Annotated in this window: 15 protein-coding genes; 6 read left to right on the top strand and 9 right to left on the bottom strand. The window is 28.8% G+C overall.

The window, feature by feature from the left end:
• Nucleotides 1-67 precede the first annotated feature (67 nt).
• From H0I27_RS07815 to nusB, 7 genes are all read right to left on the bottom strand, one after another.
• The gene (locus tag H0I27_RS07815) at nt 68-769 is read right to left on the bottom strand and encodes a response regulator transcription factor (protein WP_165730636.1); all 702 of its coding nucleotides are present in this window, start codon (nt 767-769) and stop codon (nt 68-70) included.
• 10 nt (nt 770-779) lie between these two features.
• Nucleotides 780-2348: a sensor histidine kinase KdpD gene (locus tag H0I27_RS07810; RefSeq protein WP_218733367.1), complete on the bottom strand. Its 1569-nt coding sequence runs from the start codon at nt 2346-2348 to the stop codon at nt 780-782.
• A gap of 103 nt (nt 2349-2451) precedes the next feature.
• On the bottom strand, nt 2452-3048 hold the full coding sequence (gene coaE, locus H0I27_RS07805; protein WP_218733365.1) for a dephospho-CoA kinase: 597 nt from the start codon (nt 3046-3048) through the stop codon (nt 2452-2454).
• A 1-nt stretch (nt 3049) separates the two neighbouring features.
• The gene (locus H0I27_RS07800) at nt 3050-3928 is read right to left on the bottom strand and encodes a CdaR family protein (protein ID WP_254713157.1); all 879 of its coding nucleotides are present in this window, start codon (nt 3926-3928) and stop codon (nt 3050-3052) included.
• Between the two features lie 165 nt (nt 3929-4093).
• Nucleotides 4094-4414 (bottom strand): preprotein translocase subunit YajC, encoded by a 321-nt coding sequence (yajC, locus tag H0I27_RS07795; protein WP_165730628.1) that lies wholly within the window; start codon nt 4412-4414, stop codon nt 4094-4096.
• Between the two features lie 5 nt (nt 4415-4419).
• Nucleotides 4420-4884 carry a DUF1573 domain-containing protein gene (locus H0I27_RS07790; RefSeq protein WP_218733361.1) on the bottom strand — a complete coding sequence of 155 codons (465 nt, stop codon included), beginning with the start codon at nt 4882-4884 and terminating at the stop codon, nt 4420-4422.
• Between the two features lie 51 nt (nt 4885-4935).
• On the bottom strand, nt 4936-5874 hold the full coding sequence (gene nusB / locus H0I27_RS07785) for a transcription antitermination factor NusB (RefSeq protein ID WP_218733359.1): 939 nt from the start codon (nt 5872-5874) through the stop codon (nt 4936-4938).
• 195 nt (nt 5875-6069) lie between these two features.
• On the opposite strand from nusB, the gene H0I27_RS07780 reads away from it, so the two are divergent.
• Nucleotides 6070-7824 carry an ABC transporter ATP-binding protein gene (locus H0I27_RS07780; protein WP_218733357.1) on the top strand — a complete coding sequence of 585 codons (1755 nt, stop codon included), beginning with the start codon at nt 6070-6072 and terminating at the stop codon, nt 7822-7824.
• 81 nt (nt 7825-7905) lie between these two features.
• On the top strand, nt 7906-8283 hold the full coding sequence (locus H0I27_RS07775; protein ID WP_218733355.1) for a PUR family DNA/RNA-binding protein: 378 nt from the start codon (nt 7906-7908) through the stop codon (nt 8281-8283).
• Between the two features lie 148 nt (nt 8284-8431).
• On the opposite strand, the gene H0I27_RS07770 is transcribed toward H0I27_RS07775, so the two are convergent.
• Together H0I27_RS07770 and H0I27_RS07765 are read right to left on the bottom strand one after the other, a co-directional pair.
• Nucleotides 8432-9481, bottom strand: coding sequence for a chorismate-binding protein (locus H0I27_RS07770; protein WP_254713156.1), 1050 nt, complete (start codon nt 9479-9481; stop codon nt 8432-8434).
• A gap of 10 nt (nt 9482-9491) precedes the next feature.
• Complete coding sequence (locus tag H0I27_RS07765; protein ID WP_218733353.1) at nt 9492-9911, bottom strand: PaaI family thioesterase; 420 nt, start codon at nt 9909-9911, stop codon at nt 9492-9494.
• 71 nt (nt 9912-9982) lie between these two features.
• Here H0I27_RS07765 and H0I27_RS07760 point away from each other — a divergent pair, with 71 nt between their 5' ends.
• The 4 genes from H0I27_RS07760 (at nt 9983) to H0I27_RS07745 (ending at nt 17135) form a co-directional block, all read left to right on the top strand.
• A complete protein-coding gene (locus H0I27_RS07760) occupies nt 9983-10486 on the top strand; it encodes a plasmid pRiA4b ORF-3 family protein (RefSeq protein ID WP_218733351.1) in 504 nt (167 codons plus the stop codon).
• 182 nt (nt 10487-10668) lie between these two features.
• Nucleotides 10669-11568: an ABC transporter ATP-binding protein gene (locus tag H0I27_RS07755; RefSeq protein ID WP_218733349.1), complete on the top strand. Its 900-nt coding sequence runs from the start codon at nt 10669-10671 to the stop codon at nt 11566-11568.
• A gap of 22 nt (nt 11569-11590) precedes the next feature.
• Nucleotides 11591-12436 (top strand): ABC transporter permease, encoded by an 846-nt coding sequence (locus H0I27_RS07750; RefSeq protein WP_218733347.1) that lies wholly within the window; start codon nt 11591-11593, stop codon nt 12434-12436.
• Between the two features lie 130 nt (nt 12437-12566).
• Nucleotides 12567-17135, top strand: coding sequence for a T9SS type B sorting domain-containing protein (locus H0I27_RS07745; protein ID WP_218733345.1), 4569 nt, complete (start codon nt 12567-12569; stop codon nt 17133-17135).
• The last annotated feature ends 124 nt before the right edge of the window (nt 17136-17259 follow it).

The raw sequence follows: 17259 nt of genomic DNA, 5'->3' as shown, positions 1-17259 counted from the left end.
ATATACAAAAACTCAACCTGATAACCAATCATGTTGAGTTTTTTATTTCTGGGAAACTTATTTTTATTTAAGACTTATCTACCATTCTAAATCCTTCACCATGTATATTTAAAATCTCTACATGTTCATCTGGTTTTAGGTATTTACGAAGTTTTGCAATATAAACATCCATACTTCTAGATGTAAAATAATTGTCATCTCTCCATATTTTTGTCAATGCTAATTCTCTTGGCATTAAATCATTTTTATGAATTGCCAACATACGTAACAATTTACTTTCTTTTGGAGATAATTTTATAGGTTCTCCATTTTCACCAATAGATAAATGTCTTAATTTAGAATTGAAGAAAAAGCCTCCAATAACAAATTCGAATTGTTCTGATTCGGCTGTTTTATCTGTGTCTTTACGTTGTAAAATTGCCTTAATTTTATGTAATAAGACTTCAGAATCAAATGGTTTATTTAAATAATCATCTGCACCAACTGCATACCCTTTTAATACATCTTCTTTTAAGGTTTTTGCCGTTAAGAAAATAATTGGCACTTCTTTATTAGTCGTTCTAATATCTTGTGCTAAAGAAAAACCATCTTTACGCGGCATCATAACATCTAATATACATAAGTCATAATCGCTGTTTTTAAACATGATTAAACCTTCTATACCATCTTTAGCGTGTGTTACATTATAATCATTTAATGCTAAATAATCTTTTAAGACTGTTCCAAAATTTGGATCATCTTCAACTAATAAAATTTTTTTACTTCCCATTGTTATGTTTTTAAATTAAAGGTAATTTTACTGTAAACGTACTTCCTTTTCCTTTTTCACTTTCTACAAAAACAGTACCATGATGTTTTTCTACAATCTCTTTTACATATGCTAAACCAAGTCCATGGCCTTTTACATCATGTATGTTTCCTTTTTGTTCTCTATAAAACTTATCAAAAACTTGTTTTTGAACCGCTTTACTCATTCCTATTCCTTCATCTTTTATTTTAAAGATAAAGAATTTATTAGTACTTTCTGTGTACACATTAATTTTTGGTGCACCTTCAGAATATTTTAAACCATTTTCTAATATATTAACAATTATATTTGTTAAATGAAATTCGTTACCAGGAATTTCTGTTATAATTGCCTCAAAATGTGTATTTATCGTCCCTTTTCTATCTGCAATTAATAAACTTACATGTGTTATTGCATCTTCTATTGTGTCGTGCATATCAATAGTTTCCTTACTAATATCTAACTGATTTTTTTCTAACCTAGATATTCTTAAGACATTTTCTACTTGAGAATGCATTCTTTTATTTTCGTCTCTAATCATTTTTACATAACGCAACACTTTTTCGTTATCATTAATAATCTTTGGATTCTTGATAGAGTCTAAAGCAAGGTTAATGGTAGCAATTGGTGTCTTAAACTCATGCGTCATATTATTTATAAAATCAGTTTTTATTTCTGATATTTTTTTCTGTCTAATTAATTGATACAAAGAACTAGAAAAAGCGATAATAATGATAAATATAAATGACAATGAAAGTATTAAAATTCCAGAAAGACCAGAAAGTATGTGTTTATCTTTAGACGGAAAAGTTACATATAACTCATATTCAACATCTCCATTTTCATTAAAAAAAAGAGGATACGGATAGCTTTCTTTTTTGTTTATAGTATAATATCCAGATTTTAGTTTTGTAGCTAAACCATCTTTACTATAAACACCATATTTAAAATCTAAATATACATTTCGTTTTTCTAACTCTTCCTTAATCGTATTATTTAAATCGTTATTACTTATTCTTTGATGAAGAGGAGTAATTTTCTTATAGTCTTCAAAATATGCAGAATTATAAGCGTTTTCAATTTTCTTAAATCTTTTAGTAAAAGAGTATCTATTTTCATCTGTTGAAGAAAAAGCATTGTCTACTCCTTTAATTAATCTTGAATGAAAAAAATCTTGTTTGCCAGTAACTCTTTTTACTATGATAGAATCATTGTCTAAAAACTCTGTTGGTAATTTAAAATTTTCTTCTAAATAAGTAGTTCCTATAGAAAAACGCTCTTTCGTAATAGTATCTATTTCTTGAAATAAATAATTTCTTATTTGAGCATCGTTAGCCAAACCAACGTTATCAAAGAAATCTTCCATTTTTTTATCAAAAAAAGCTTCCTCTTTATCATTTATTCTCTGGGTTACATTCCCCAAAGATTTTTGAATATCATTCTTAAATTGCTCATTTCTGCTTTCAACCGCATTGTTTATCCAAAACAATTGTACAGCAATAATTCCTATCAAGGAAATGCTCATTAAAACCACAATAAGAACAAACATTTTCTTACCCATACATCAAAGTTACGGCTTTCAAAAGTTGATTTTATTGTTTTTAACCTAAATTAACAACTTTACTTTAAATTTAAGACTATTTTAACAATCCTATTGAATAAAATTAAATTGAAACCTCTTTTTTTGTTAAAATATTATGGATTTTAAGGACCTGAAAATGAGTATTTTCTTTGCTTAAATTGGTAATAACATAATTAGATTGTAGTAACTTTTTATCTTCTAACCATTGGTTTTTTATTCTGTTTTCTACCGCTATTTTAGAACTGTTATCTCTTAGCATTGTCCTTTCTATTCTAACGTTAAGAGGTGCATAAACAGATATTATAATATCGCATTTAAGATTACTCTTACTTTCAAAAAGAATCGCATTTTCATATAAAATATACTCTTTATCTGTATGTAGTTTTACAAATTCATTAAAGTGATTTTTTACTTCAGGATGCACAATTGCATTTAAGGCTGCTAATTTGTTTTTATCCTTAAAAACAAGGTTCGCTATAAAAGGTCGATTTAATTGATTATCTAGGTAAGATTCATCTCCAAACTCTTCAATAATTTTAGACTTTATTACAGGAGAGGTATTCATTAACTTTTTAGCTTCTAAATCTGCATTGTAAATAGCAATCGTATTAAAATTGGCAAAAATATTAGCTACTGTAGTTTTTCCGCTTCCTATACCACCTGTTAAACCTACAACCATTTTATTTCTGAATTAAAAAATCTATTTTATTAGGTATCACTTTAAAACTTTTAACATAATCTGGTTTTCCTATAACTTTAGGTAACAAATACCCAAGCTTATTATCTTTAGAAAGATTATAATCACAAACTACCTCAAAAAAGTTTTTATCAATTTTATTAAAGTTAGAAAGACCTACTACATAAACTATTTCTACAGTTTTATTAAGTATCGTTAAATCGACTCCTCTTGGAAGATTTTTAATTGTAAACGGAACCTCTAAAGTACCCTCTGTAAACTTCTCTACTTTACCACTAATAGTTGTAAATTTAGAATTAAACTTAATGTTACCGGAGTTTTTAGGCAATACAATTTCAACATCTTTAGAAAAATCTTCTCTAACATTCTCTAGTTTTATTACTTTTAAATCGATGGAAGTTATGTTCTTTACTTGTGCTTCTGGACCAGAAATAAAGATACTATCTGGTTCCACACTTACTGGCTCTAAAATATCATAACCAATTTGATATTTAATATCTAAATTTGGTTTTAAGGCGACTTTTTTAGAAGTTAAAGTACCAATATCTAAATAAATAGTATCCAACACAATTTGTTGTAATTCAATGCCAGAATGCAATTGTTTTTGAATTGTGCTAACTTGGTTTCTTGTTAAAAAATAATAGCTCCCAGAAGATTTTTTACGTAAACTATTAGCGTTTAGGGTAATTGTTTTATCACCAAAACCAGATCTTATAATATTAAACCCAGTAGATTTTACAATAATATCTATTTCTTTTGTAGGATTATTCTGTAATAATTTATCTTGAGGAATATTTTTATAGTTTACAGAAAAAGTGAGACTAGTGGTATATTCTTTAGAAAGCGTAATTAAAAACCACATTAAAATAGAGGCTATTAAAAAACTAATAAAACTTTTCGTTATTTTTCTATTCTTTATCAAGGTAATAAATCAATTTTAATGCAATCTACACAAAAGCTTGTTAACAAAAAAGTGAGCTGTATCTAAAAAGACATAGCTCACTTAATATTTTAATTAACTAACTATTTATTTTTTAGCTGGTGCTAATTTTTTGTTTGTTAATTCCATAGAAACAGCAGAACGTTCAAACTTAATTTTCCCTGCTCCAGTTTCTATAGTTACGGTACCTTCCGCTTCATTAATTTCAGCTATTTTACCATGAATACCACTAGAAGTAACCACTTTTGCTCCTTTTTTAATTTCAGATTGAAAAGCTTTTTCTTTTTTCTGACGATTCATTTGTGGTCTTATCATAAAAAAATAAAACACAACAATAATTGCTAAAAAAGGCAACATGCTCATTAAACTACCACTCATTCCTTCTTGTAAAAATATTACAGTATACATATTTTTTATTTTGCTTTTGGTGTTACAGAACCTTTAATTGTTAAAACCTGTCTACCAGCTTCTGTGTTTGTTGTTAAGGTTACTGTTTTCTGTTGTCTATTTGGTCTACCGTTTGTATTAAACTTCACATCAACAATACCTGTTTCACCTGGTTTAATTGGTGCTTTTGGCCAAGTAGGAACTGTACAACCACAAGATCCTTGTGCGTTTGTTATTACTAAGTCTGTTTTTCCAGAATTGGTAACCACAAAACTAGTTTCTACCAAATCTCCTTCATTTACAGTACCAAAATCATAGATTGTTTTATCTAATGAAATTAAAGCTGTTCCTTTTTTAATTTCATTATCTCTAGATGCAGCGTTATCTAAATTTTCTTGATTTACTTTTTTAACGGCACTTCCTCCGTCTTTACAAGCTGTAAAGAAAGATGCTGTAATTACAAATGCTAATAAGATTGTTATTTTCTTCATTATGATTTAATTTTGCGTAAAAATAATAAATTAATTACCTAAAACAATAGTTTAAAGCAATCCTCTACCTATTTTAACAATTCTTTTACTTTCTATAAATTCTTTAGAAATTTTATCTAAAACTCCATTGATAAAGTAGCTACTCTTTTCTGTAGAATAATCTTTAGATATTTCTATATATTCATTAATAGTAACTCTGGTTGGTATAGAATGGAAATTAAAAAACTCTGCAATTGCCATTTTTATTAGAATCATATCTATATCGGCAATTCTATCTGTTTCCCAGTTTGGTGTTTTTTCTTCAATAATAGACTCGTACTCTGTATTATTTAAAACTGTTTTCTTAAACATTTTAGATACAAAATCTTCATCATCCTTATCTTTATATAATTTACCTAAAACAAAAATAGTATTATCTTTTTGCTTACTTAACGTTTTTACAACCCAAGTATTTACAAAAGGAATATCATCTGACCAAGAAATCATAGTGTCTTCAAAATATTCGCCTAATTTTTCATTTGGTGCAATAATTTCTTTAAAGAAATCAATTACAAAAGCTTTGTCTACTTTATAAGAATCTTCTTCAGTAGCTAAATATTTTTTATACAAATCGCTATTTTGCAATTTGTCAAAAATAATTTTTACATACTCATCATTTTCTTCCCAGTTGTTTACATCATTTAACTCAACATAACCTTCTATACTTACGCTTTCTGCGATGGTATTTATAAGTCTATTGTTTAAAAACTTGTTGTTTGGGTTTAAATCTTCTTTGGTAGCAAGAATTTTCTTTTTAGAAAGTGCTATTTTTTTAGCTGCTAATTTTTGTACTTCTACCAATAACTGTAGGTTTAAAACGTACAAATCGTACATTTTTAATATACTATGTTTTAAAAATTTTTCCTCTTTAATGATATCATCATTATAAGAATGTAACATAGCGTACACAGATTGCATTACTTTAACTCGAATATGTCTCCTGTTAATCATTTTCTAAAGAACTTATATATAAATTTGGGTGCAAAAATAGTGTTATTTTACTTTTATTCGACTACCTTTTTATTCTTTTTTAAGAATTAATTCTATCCTGAATCTTGTATCTTTGCATTTTTACTTATTTAACAAAAAAATAATTTATAGATATTATAATTATTGTAATTTTATTTTTTAAAAATTCAATATTCATTGAAGGAACTAAGACACGTAAACAAATACTTTTCTAAATATAAATGGCGATTATTAATAGGGTTATCAATAACCATTTTAGCCAAATTTTTAGCTTTAAAAATCCCTCAAATAGTAGGAGATTCTTTAAACATTGTAGAAGATTACCTAGACGGTACTGTTACTAATCTAGAAGAAGTACAGCACCAATTATTAATAAATGTACTTCTTATTATAGGAGTTGCCATATTATCTGGTTTTTTCACTTTTTTAATGAGGCAAACTATTATTGTTACTTCTAGGTTGATAGAATTTGATTTAAAAAACGAAATTTATCAACAATACCAGAGGTTATCACTCAATTTCTACAAAAAAAACAGAACAGGAGATTTAATGAATCGTATTTCTGAAGATGTTTCTAAAGTAAGAATGTATGTAGGACCTGCAGTGATGTATACCATTAACATGATTGTTTTGTTAGTTGTTGGTTTTACTCAAATGATGAGTATTGATGTGAAACTAACCATGTACACTTTAATTCCTTTTCCTTTATTATCGATTTCAATATTCGTTTTAAGTAAAGTAATACATAAAAGAAGTACTATTGTTCAGCAATATTTATCAAAATTAACCACTTTTAATCAAGAGTTTTTCTCAGGAATTAATGTGGTTAAATCTTACGGAATTGAAGCTTCAATTATAAAAGACTTCGATAAAATTGCAGATAAAAGCAAGGAAAAAAACATCCATCTTCAAAAAGCAAATGCGTTATTTTTTCCGTTGATGGTCTTTTTAATTGGTATTAGTAACTTATTAGTTTTATATGTTGGAGGTCAATTATATATAGAAAATGAAATACAAATAGGTACCATTATAGAGTTTATGCTTTATGTAAATATCTTAACTTGGCCCGTAGCTGTTGTAGGTTGGGTTACCTCTATGGTGCAGCAAGCAGAAGCTTCACAAGCTAGAATTAATGAATTTTTACAGCATGTACCAGAAATACAAAATAGCAGCAATTTGCCAATAGAATTAAAAGGAAATGTTACTTTTAAAGATGTTACTTTTACGTATGATGATACTAATATAACTGCTCTAAAAAACATCAACATTTCTGTTAAATCTGGAGAAACCATTGCTATTTTAGGTAAAACAGGCTCGGGAAAATCTACTATTATAGAATTAATTTCTAGGTTGTATGATACCAAAATAGGAACAATCTTACTAGACGACATACCTATTAAAGAAGCCAATTTAGACGCAGTTAGAAGTCAGATTGGTTTTGTACCACAAGATCCATTTTTATTCTCTGAAAGTATAGAAGACAATATTAAATTTGGTAAAGAAGACGCTACACAAGAAGAGATTATTGCTGCAGCCAAAAATGCGGATGTACATAAAAATATTATCGATTTCCCTAACGGATACAAAACCGTATTAGGAGAACGTGGTGTAACCCTTTCTGGCGGACAGAAGCAGCGTGTTTCTATTGCAAGAGCAATAATAAAGAAACCTAAAATTTTAATTTTTGATGATTGCTTGTCTGCTGTAGACACAGAAACTGAAGAAAAAATCCTTTCGAATTTAGAGAGAATATCAAAAAATATTACCACTTTTATAATTAGTCACAGAATCTCTTCGGCCAAAAATGCCGATAAAATTATTGTTTTAGACCAAGGAGAAATCATACAACAAGGAACTCATAATCAACTAATAACCATAGACGGTTACTATAAAGATTTGTATGACCAACAACTTTTAGAAAAAGAAATTTAATCTTTAACCTTGCTACATAAAATATTTTGTTAGATTTGTTAAGTATAAAAAAAATATTATAATTACTATTTTACAATAATTATGGCAGAGAGAGCAGAGAGAGTTGAACAGGAAGAAATTTTTTCACAAGTATTAAGAGCAGGAAGAAGAACTTACTTTTTTGATGTAAGAGCAACAAAAGCAGATGATTACTACTTAACTGTTACGGAGAGCAAAAAATTTACACATGATGATGGGTCTTTCCATTACCAAAAACACAAAATTTACTTATATAAAGAAGATTTTACAGATTTTCAAGAAATGCTAGGTAAAGCAACCGACTATATTTTAAATGAAAAAGGGAGCGAAGTAATTAGTGAGCGCCACCAAAAAGATTTTAAAAAGGAAGAAGGAACTGAAACAACTGAAGAAATAAAATCTACAGAGAGTTTTACAAATGTTTCTTTTGACGATATATAACAGTCCTAGACTATTTTTGTATTTGCTTAATTGAGAATATCAAAGTAGGAACAAATAAATACGTTAAAAATATTTTATTTCAAGTTTTACACAAAAAGAAAAACCGCAAATTTACTATTTGCGGTTTTTTGATTTTTATTTTTATAAGTTAAAGCACTTTCTTTATTGTCTTTGTTTTAGCAATGGTTTCCTCCCACTCTTTTTTTGCTGAACTATCTTTTGTAATTCCGCCACCAACATATATAGAAGCTATTTTATCTGCTACACTCATGCATCTTAAGTTTACAAAAAGAGAAGAACTATTATTTTCAATATTTAGTTCTCCTAAAAAACCGCTGTAAAATTTCCTTTTATAGTTTTCATATTTAGAGATAAACTCTTCAGCTTTTTCTCTTGGAAGACCACAAACAGCAGGTGTAGGATGCAAACTTCTAATTAATGTTTTTAAATTGGACGTAAACCTCAACTCACCTTCTACACTACTTCTTAAATGCAACAAACTCCCAGCTCTTACCGTTTCTATCTTGTCAATTTTAAGATTGGTAGAAACTGGTTTTAATTGACTTTCAATAAAATCGGTAACCAATTGTTGCTCTTCTAATTCTTTGTTTTTCCAAACAACATCTTCAGAATTTACATAAACCTGTGTACCTGCTAAAGACATCGTTTTAAAACGGGTTCCTTTAATATTTAAAAGGGTTTCGGGAGTGGCACCAAACCACAAACCTACTTTTGGATGAAACCAAACATATACAAATGCATTTGCATAGGTATTTAGTAATTTTTTAAAAGTAAGAAGTACATCAAATTCATCTAACTGAATTTCTTCTTTTCTAGAAACAACTACTTTAATAAGTTCATTATTACTTATATCATCTAGCGCTTTTTCTACCAAATGAAGATGTTTTTCTTTATCAGAATTCACCTCACTTGATATAGTATCATTAAGAGATAAATTTTCTTCAATTAAAATATTTTCATGAATAAATTCTGATTTTTCTAAAGGAAATAAAACAGCTTTTTCATCGGAATTAAAAGGCGCAAAAACAAATCCGGTTTCTTTAAATTGTGTTGTAAAATTCAATGCATCATCCTTCATAAAAAACCCATTAACGGATTCTGTATTCGGTTTTCTATAAACTACAAAAGGGATGTTTCTTTTGTAATTTTCTTCAATTTTATTAAAAATAATATTCAAAGTATTGTATTTATGATCTCTTTGTTAAAACAATATTTGTCATTTTTGCTACGGAAATTAAATCGTCATTTTCATCAACAATTCTAACTTCCCATAAATGCGTTGTTTTACCTTTATGAATATTCTTTGCAGTAGCAAAAACCATACCTTCTCTTTTGCTTTTTATATGATTTATAGACAACTGAATTCCGTTTACAAACTGCGTTTTACTATCTATAAAAAAATTAGATGCAGCACTCCCTACACTTTCCGCCAAAGCCGCCGTTGCGCCTCCATGTAATTGTCCGTAAGGTTGATGAACCTTAGATTTTACAGGCATTTTTGCAGTTAAAAAATCGTCACCAAGAGCAACATATTCAATATCAAGAGTTTCCATTAATGTGTTTTTAGAACTCTCGTTAAATGCTTTTAAAATAGCAACTGTATCCATATCATTCGTTTTATATGGTAAAAGTACATATAAAATTTTGTATTTTTGCAGCAGAAAAACGAAACCATTTCATGTACAAAATACGCATAATTTTAGACACAAAAGAAGATGTAATCAGAACTATTTTAGTTGATGACAGCTTAAACTTAGAAGTTTTACATGCAACCATTGCAAAATCTTTTGGTTTTGGAGGTCAAGAAATGGCTTCTTTTTATAAAACTGATGATGAATGGAACCAAGGTGAAGAAATTCCGTTGTTTAATATGGAAGAGATTGGCGAAGGGCTTTCCATGCAAACTTGTATTTTAAATGAGACGTTACCCCAGGAAGGTGATAAACTAATTTATGTTTACGATTTCTTAAAAATGTGGACTTTCTACGTTGAAGTTATTGAGGTTTCGGCTGATAAAAAAGGTGATTTACCACAAATTATTTTAACTGTAGGAGAAATACCTAGTGAAGCACCAGAAAAAGAATTTATTGCAGAAAAATTAGACGATGGTTTTGGTGATGAAGAAGACATCGATGATGAGTTTGGTCATTTTGATGATGATTACGACTTTACTGAATATTAGGAAATTCGTGTAATTGTTTTAGCGTTTATTAGTGTAACTGTGTTTAAAATTACACTTACAATAATTATTAAGCCTCTAATTTTAACAATTACAACTTTGCACAGTTTAACATTTACCTAAATTTCCCGTAACAAAATTGTAAATTAGTCGTCTTACAAACATAATCGACTAAATCAATTTCTTTGGAAACTATCTTATCACTCAAAAATCTCGATAAAAAATACGGAAAAGTTCACGCAGTAAACAATCTTTCTTTTGATATAGAAAGAGGGAATGTTTACGGAATTTTAGGACCAAACGGAAGTGGAAAATCTACCACTTTAGGTATTATTTTAAACGTTGTAAACAGGACTTCTGGAGAGTTTTCTTGGTTTAACGGAAAACTAACTACACATCAAGCCTTAAAAAAAGTAGGTGCAATTATTGAGCGCCCTAACTTTTACCCTTACATGACAGCTACTCAGAACTTAGCTCTAATTTGTAAGATAAAAGAAATATCAACAGAAAAAATAAACGAGAAACTTGCAACTGTAAATCTTTTTGACAGAAAGGACAGTAAGTTTAGTACGTTTTCTTTAGGTATGAAGCAGCGTTTAGCTATTGCTTCTGCCCTATTAAATGATCCTGAAATTTTAATTTTAGACGAACCCACTAACGGTTTAGATCCGCAAGGAATTCACGAAATTCGTCAGATTATACAAAATATTGCAGCAAACGGAACGACTATTTTATTAGCTTCTCACCTATTAGACGAAGTAGAAAAAGTATGTTCTCACGTAGTGGTTATAAGAAAAGGTGTAAAATTATATGCAGGTCGTGTAGATGAAATGACAGCTTCTAATGGTTTATTCGAATTAAAAGTAGAAACGAACGAAGATAAATTAATGACTATTTTAGAAGAACATCCTGCAATTGGTAAAATTAGTAAAGATCACGAAACCATAATTGCTACTTTAAACAGCGAAATTTCATCAACAGAAATAAATGAATTTCTATTTAAAAATGGAATTATTCTATCTCACTTGGTAAAACGCAAACCTAGTTTAGAGCAACAATTCTTAGATCTAACCAATAATAATTAATCATCTTTTAAACTACAAAGTCATGTTAAGACTACTTACTATAGAATTTCATAAATTAAAACACAACAGCGCCAGTAAAGTATTATCACTTATTTACTTTGGGTTACTTACTTCTATTGCATTAATTGCTGCCATAAAATTTGATATTGGCCCTATAAAATTCCATTTAGCAGATATGGGCATTTTTAATTTTCCTTACATCTGGCATTTTAATACTTACATGGCTTCAATTTTAAAGTTTTTCTTGCTCTTGGTTATTGTTTCTATGATGGCAAATGAATATAGCTATAAAACGTTAAAGCAAAATTTAATTGATGGTTTAAGTAAAAAAGAATTTATACTCTCAAAATTTTATACAGTAGTTGTATTTGCTTTAATTTCAACCATTTTTGTATTTGTAGTTTCTTTAATTTTGGGCTTAGTGTATTCAGATTACAATGAACTTTCAATAATTACAACAGATTTAGTTTACTTATTAGCTTTTTTTATAAAGCTAGTTGGTTTCTTTTCTATGGGTTTATTTTTTGGAATTTTAGTAAAACGTTCTGCTTTTGCTGTTGGAGCAATGGTAGTTTGGCTTATTGTAGAAAGTATGTTTAAAGGGTATTTATTTTGGACTTTTAGAGACGCAGACAAAACAACTGAATCTGTAGATTCCATTATGCAATTTTTACCTCTAGAAGCTATATCAAACTTAATAAAAGAACCTTTTTCTAGATTAGGTGCTGTAAAATCTGTTGCTAGCCAAATAGGTGAAAACTTTACAAAAAGTTACGATGTACATTTTTCTTCTATTCTAATTGTTTGCTTCTGGTCATTTATATTTGTTTACCTATCTTACAGATTACTACAAAAGAGAGATTTATAAGCATATTAAATCTATTAATACTATAATTAAATAAAAAAAAATCAATAAACTTTTGTAATTTGGCATTAAATTATTGTGTTGTTAAAATTGTTTAACCACTAATAATAAGAATACTTAATTTAATGTTACAATGCGCAAAAGTTTCCCCCACGTATTACTATTTTTTATCTGTTTTATTACTTTTCAAAATATAAATGCTCAATTAAGTAAAAAACACTTTATTCCACCATTAACGTATGCGGAAAACGGAAATGCAAATCCAGAAAATCAATATTTTTATATTTCAACTCCAAGCAACCAAAATGTAAGTTATACAATTACCCAAATTGGTTCTAATGATGATATTACAGGTACTGTCACCAACACCTCTCCTCAAGAAATATCGATAGGAACCGGAGATACTCAGCTTTTTATAGATTCGGGACAAACAAGTGTGGTGCATTCTAATAAGGGGTATATAATAGAAGCTAGTGATGTTATATATGTTTCTATACGTGTTTTAGCTGGTGGAGGAGCGCAAGCTGGAGCTTTAGTAAGTAAAGGTTCATCTGCTTTAGGAACCTCTTTTAGAGCAGGAATGTTTACAAATGAAAATCCACAAGACAACTACTTAAATTTTATCTCTGTAATGGCTACAGAAGATAATACTATTGTAGATTTTGATGATTTACCTGCGGGAATTTTGATAAAAAATTATTCTGGTTCTTTACCAATTTCTAATATTCTTTTAAATGAAGGAGAAAGCTATGTTGTTGCTACAAATTCTTTTGATAACACGATAAATAGAGATGGTTTAATTGGTACTTTAATTACTTCAGACAAACCTATTGTTGTAAATACAGGTTCTGTTAACGGAAGTTTTCATAATGGCAACGGGAGAGATTACGGAATAGATCAAATCGTTGGTATCGATAAGGTTGGTTCGGAATATATTTTTGTAAAAGGAAATGGTTCTAATGATTGGGAAAACGTATTAATTGTTGCTCACGAAGATCATACTGAAGTGTTTATTAATGGAAACACTACTTCTGAAAAAACTATAAATGCTGGAGAATATTATTTAATAGAAGGTAATAAATACAGTTCAAATGGAAATATGTATGTAAAAACTTCTTATCAAGTTTTTGCTTACCAAGGAATTGGAGCAAATAACAACGAAGCAAATCAAGGTTTATTTTTTGTACCTCCTTTAAGTTGTGAAAATAGAGGAAAAGTAGATAACATTCCAAATATTGAAGATATTGGTAACACAACTTTTACAGGTGGAATAACTATTGTAACCAACATTGGTGCAACTGTAAATATAAACTCTCAACCAATTGCTAACTACTCTACTTCTGGCCCATTTAATGTTGATGGAAATTCTAATTACGTAACTTATAAAGTAACTAATTTAACAGGTAGCATTTCTATTGATAGCACAGATGAATTATATTGTGCTTATTTCAATCAAAATGGTTCTGCATCTTCTGGTAGTTTCTTTTCTGGTTTTCCTTCTAACCCAGAAATAAAATTTAACGTAGCTATATCTACATTAGGTAACTGTCTTGGGAATGATTTAAAATTACAAGCTGCAAACACAGAATTGTTCGACTCTTTTAAATGGTACTTTAATGATGGAAGCGGTTATATTGATACAAATGAAACTTCTGCTACTCTAATACCAACTGCACCAGGAAGCTATCAACTAATTGGTAAAATAGATTGTACAAATACAACTTTTGAATCTTCAGAAATCCCTGTTAGTATTTGTCCGGATGATTATGATAATGATGGTATTATAGACAACGTAGATGCTGACATTGATAACGACGGAATTTTAAATTGTGATGAATCTTTGGGGAATAAAACCATTGATTTATCTGATATAAACAATCCAACTGTAGAAAATAATTTAACAGCAGTTTCTGCTAGTTTAACTACAGAAAACACAACTTTTACAGGAAACTCAACTGGTGATTTTATTTCTACGGCTAATGCAAGTGGAACATCAAACTCTAAATACACATTAGATTTTGACGACAACATCAACTTTAAACTAACCCAAAACAGTACTACAAATCATACCATTTCTAATAACGAGTATTTTATTATAAAGCTATCACAAACGGAGAAAAACATCACTTTAATAGATCCAGAAAATCAAATTTTAATAGACTCTAATTTTGATGATGAATTTGAAGATGATTTTACGCAATTTTCTGCTTCAGTAATTAAGTTTAAATTTAAAGAAAATCTTGTAGCTGGTACAAGTACATTTCAATTTGTTGCTAATCAAATTACAAACATTTCTTTTGAGCATTATAACAATATTAGTCGTGATATTTCTACTTTTAACGGAACTATCCGTTTAACGTGTTTTACGTTAGATTCTGATGGAGATGGTATAGAGAACATGTTCGATTTAGATGCTGATAATGATGGAATTCCTGACTTGTATGATGCTTATGGTCAAGATATTTCGTTAACAAAAACAGATGCTGATCTTGATGGTTTAGATGATGTTTTTGGTACCATTACAACAAATTTAGATGCAGATGCAGATGGTGTTAAAAACTATTTAGATTACGATGCTGATAACGATGGTATTTATGATGTTATTGAATCTGGAAATGGAGTTTTTGATACCGATAATGATGGAAAAATTAATGGAACAGTTGGTACAAATGGTTTGTTAGATGACTTAGAAACTTCACCAGATTCAGGGGTATTAAAGACTCCTCTCAAAAATTCTGATAGCACTACATTAATCGTTACTAACCAAGACTCCTTCTTTGATTTTGTTGATTTAGATTCTGATGGTGATGATTGTTTTGATGTTATTGAAGCTGGATTTACGAGAGATGCTTCTGGTAGGTTATCTCCAAATTATTTAGATGTTGATAACAACGGAAAAGTTATAAACTCTGACGGCTATATAAATCCTATTAATACCAATTACACAACCTCAGCACCTATTATTATAACAACATTTGAAGATGTTATTTTTTGTGAAGGAGATGTAAACGAAATAGAAATTGAAACAAATGCCTCAACTTTTCAATGGCAAATATCCGTTGATGATGGAATTAGATTCATAAATATTATCGAGAATTCAATTATTGATGATACTAAATTTAATAATGTAGATACTTCAAAATTAAAAATTACAGCAGCTTCTAAAGAAATAAACAATTTTCAATTTAGAGTACAACTTAACAAACTAGGTAATACTTGTGGTCTAATCTCTAATACAATTACTTTAATAGTAAACCCAAAACCTGCTATTGAAAATAATTCTGCAGAATTATACCAATGTGATAATGATGCAGACCTGCAAACAACATTTAATCTTACGGAAGCAGAAATTAACATTACAAATGAAACTGATGTAACTTTTAAATACTATGCTACTGAATTAGACGCCAAAAATGACTCACCAGAAGTTGCAGATAAAACAAGTTATTTTGTAGACAATACAGGAGAATCTTGGGTAAAAACCATTTCTAATACAACAGGATGTTACAGTATTTCTAAAATTAATTTAATCGTTAGTTATGCTCCTAACGAAACTTTTAATGACACCATTTATCAATGTGACGATTTTTTAGATACGGAAGGAAATAACACCATTAACAACGACGATAAAGACGGAATTACTTTTTTTGACTTAAGCAGTATACCTAATAAAATCTCTACAGATTCTGATATAAAAATTGAATTTTATGAGTCTGATGATGATAGAACAAGGTCTTTAAATGAAATTACAGAAACTCAAAATCTAAGTAATTATAGAAACAAAAACAATCCATATACAACCGGAAACCCTGTTACTATTTTTTACAAATTAATCAGTATTACAAATAACAATTGTCAAGGAATTGGTGAGTTTTATTTAGAGGTAAATAAGATTCCAGAATTTAATGTTGATGAAGAAGCACCAAATGATCCTATAATTATATGTACAGAAAATATTCCTTACACATTATCAGTAAATACAATAGGTGATTACAATTATGAATGGTTAAAAGACGGAACACCATTTGGTGGAAATGCAGAAGAAATCATAATTGCCGATGCAGGAATTTACACCGTTACAGCATTTAGTAAAACAACTCCAACAAATACAAAAACTTGTTCTAAACAAAGAACCATCACCGTTTATAAATCAGATTTCGAGAATTTAGAAGAAAGTTTTGTTACCATTACAGATGATCTTTCTATTATAAATTCTAATTTAAATATCCGAATAGACATTCCTAGAAATCCACTAATTAACGAAGAATTTCTATATGCGCTAGAAGATGAAAACGGAATGACAATTCGCTCTTATCAAGATAGTAATGTTTTTGAAGATATAGAAGGCGGAATTTATAAAATAATTGTTGAAAATAAAAATGGTTGTGGTTCTTCAGAACTAATGGTTTCTGTTATTCAATTCCCTAAATTCTTTACGCCAAATGGCGATAGAAAAAATGATACTTGGGCAGTAAAAGGAATTAATACCAGCTTATATCAGTCAAACAGTACTATTAACATCTTTAACAGATATGGCAAGTTAATAGCACAAACAACCATAAATAGTGACGGTTGGGATGGTACCTACAATGGTAAACTCCTCTCTTCTAATGACTATTGGTTTTCTGTACAACTAATACCTATTGATACTGAAAAAAAGCCAATTCTTAAAAAAGGCCATTTTTCTTTATTAAGAAAATAAAAGCGTCTTTAAAAAAATAAAAGAGGTCTTCTAAAAAGTTTTAAACCTTGTCATACTGAACTTGTTTCAGCATCTAAACTTACTAAATTTAGGTAATTCTAAGATTCTGAAATAAATTCAGATT

The organism is Polaribacter sp. HaHaR_3_91, assembly GCF_019278525.1.
Lineage (GTDB): Bacteria > Bacteroidota > Bacteroidia > Flavobacteriales > Flavobacteriaceae > Polaribacter.
The sequence above is the reverse complement of the archived record's forward strand: the minus strand, read 5'-3'. Positions and strand labels throughout refer to the sequence as shown.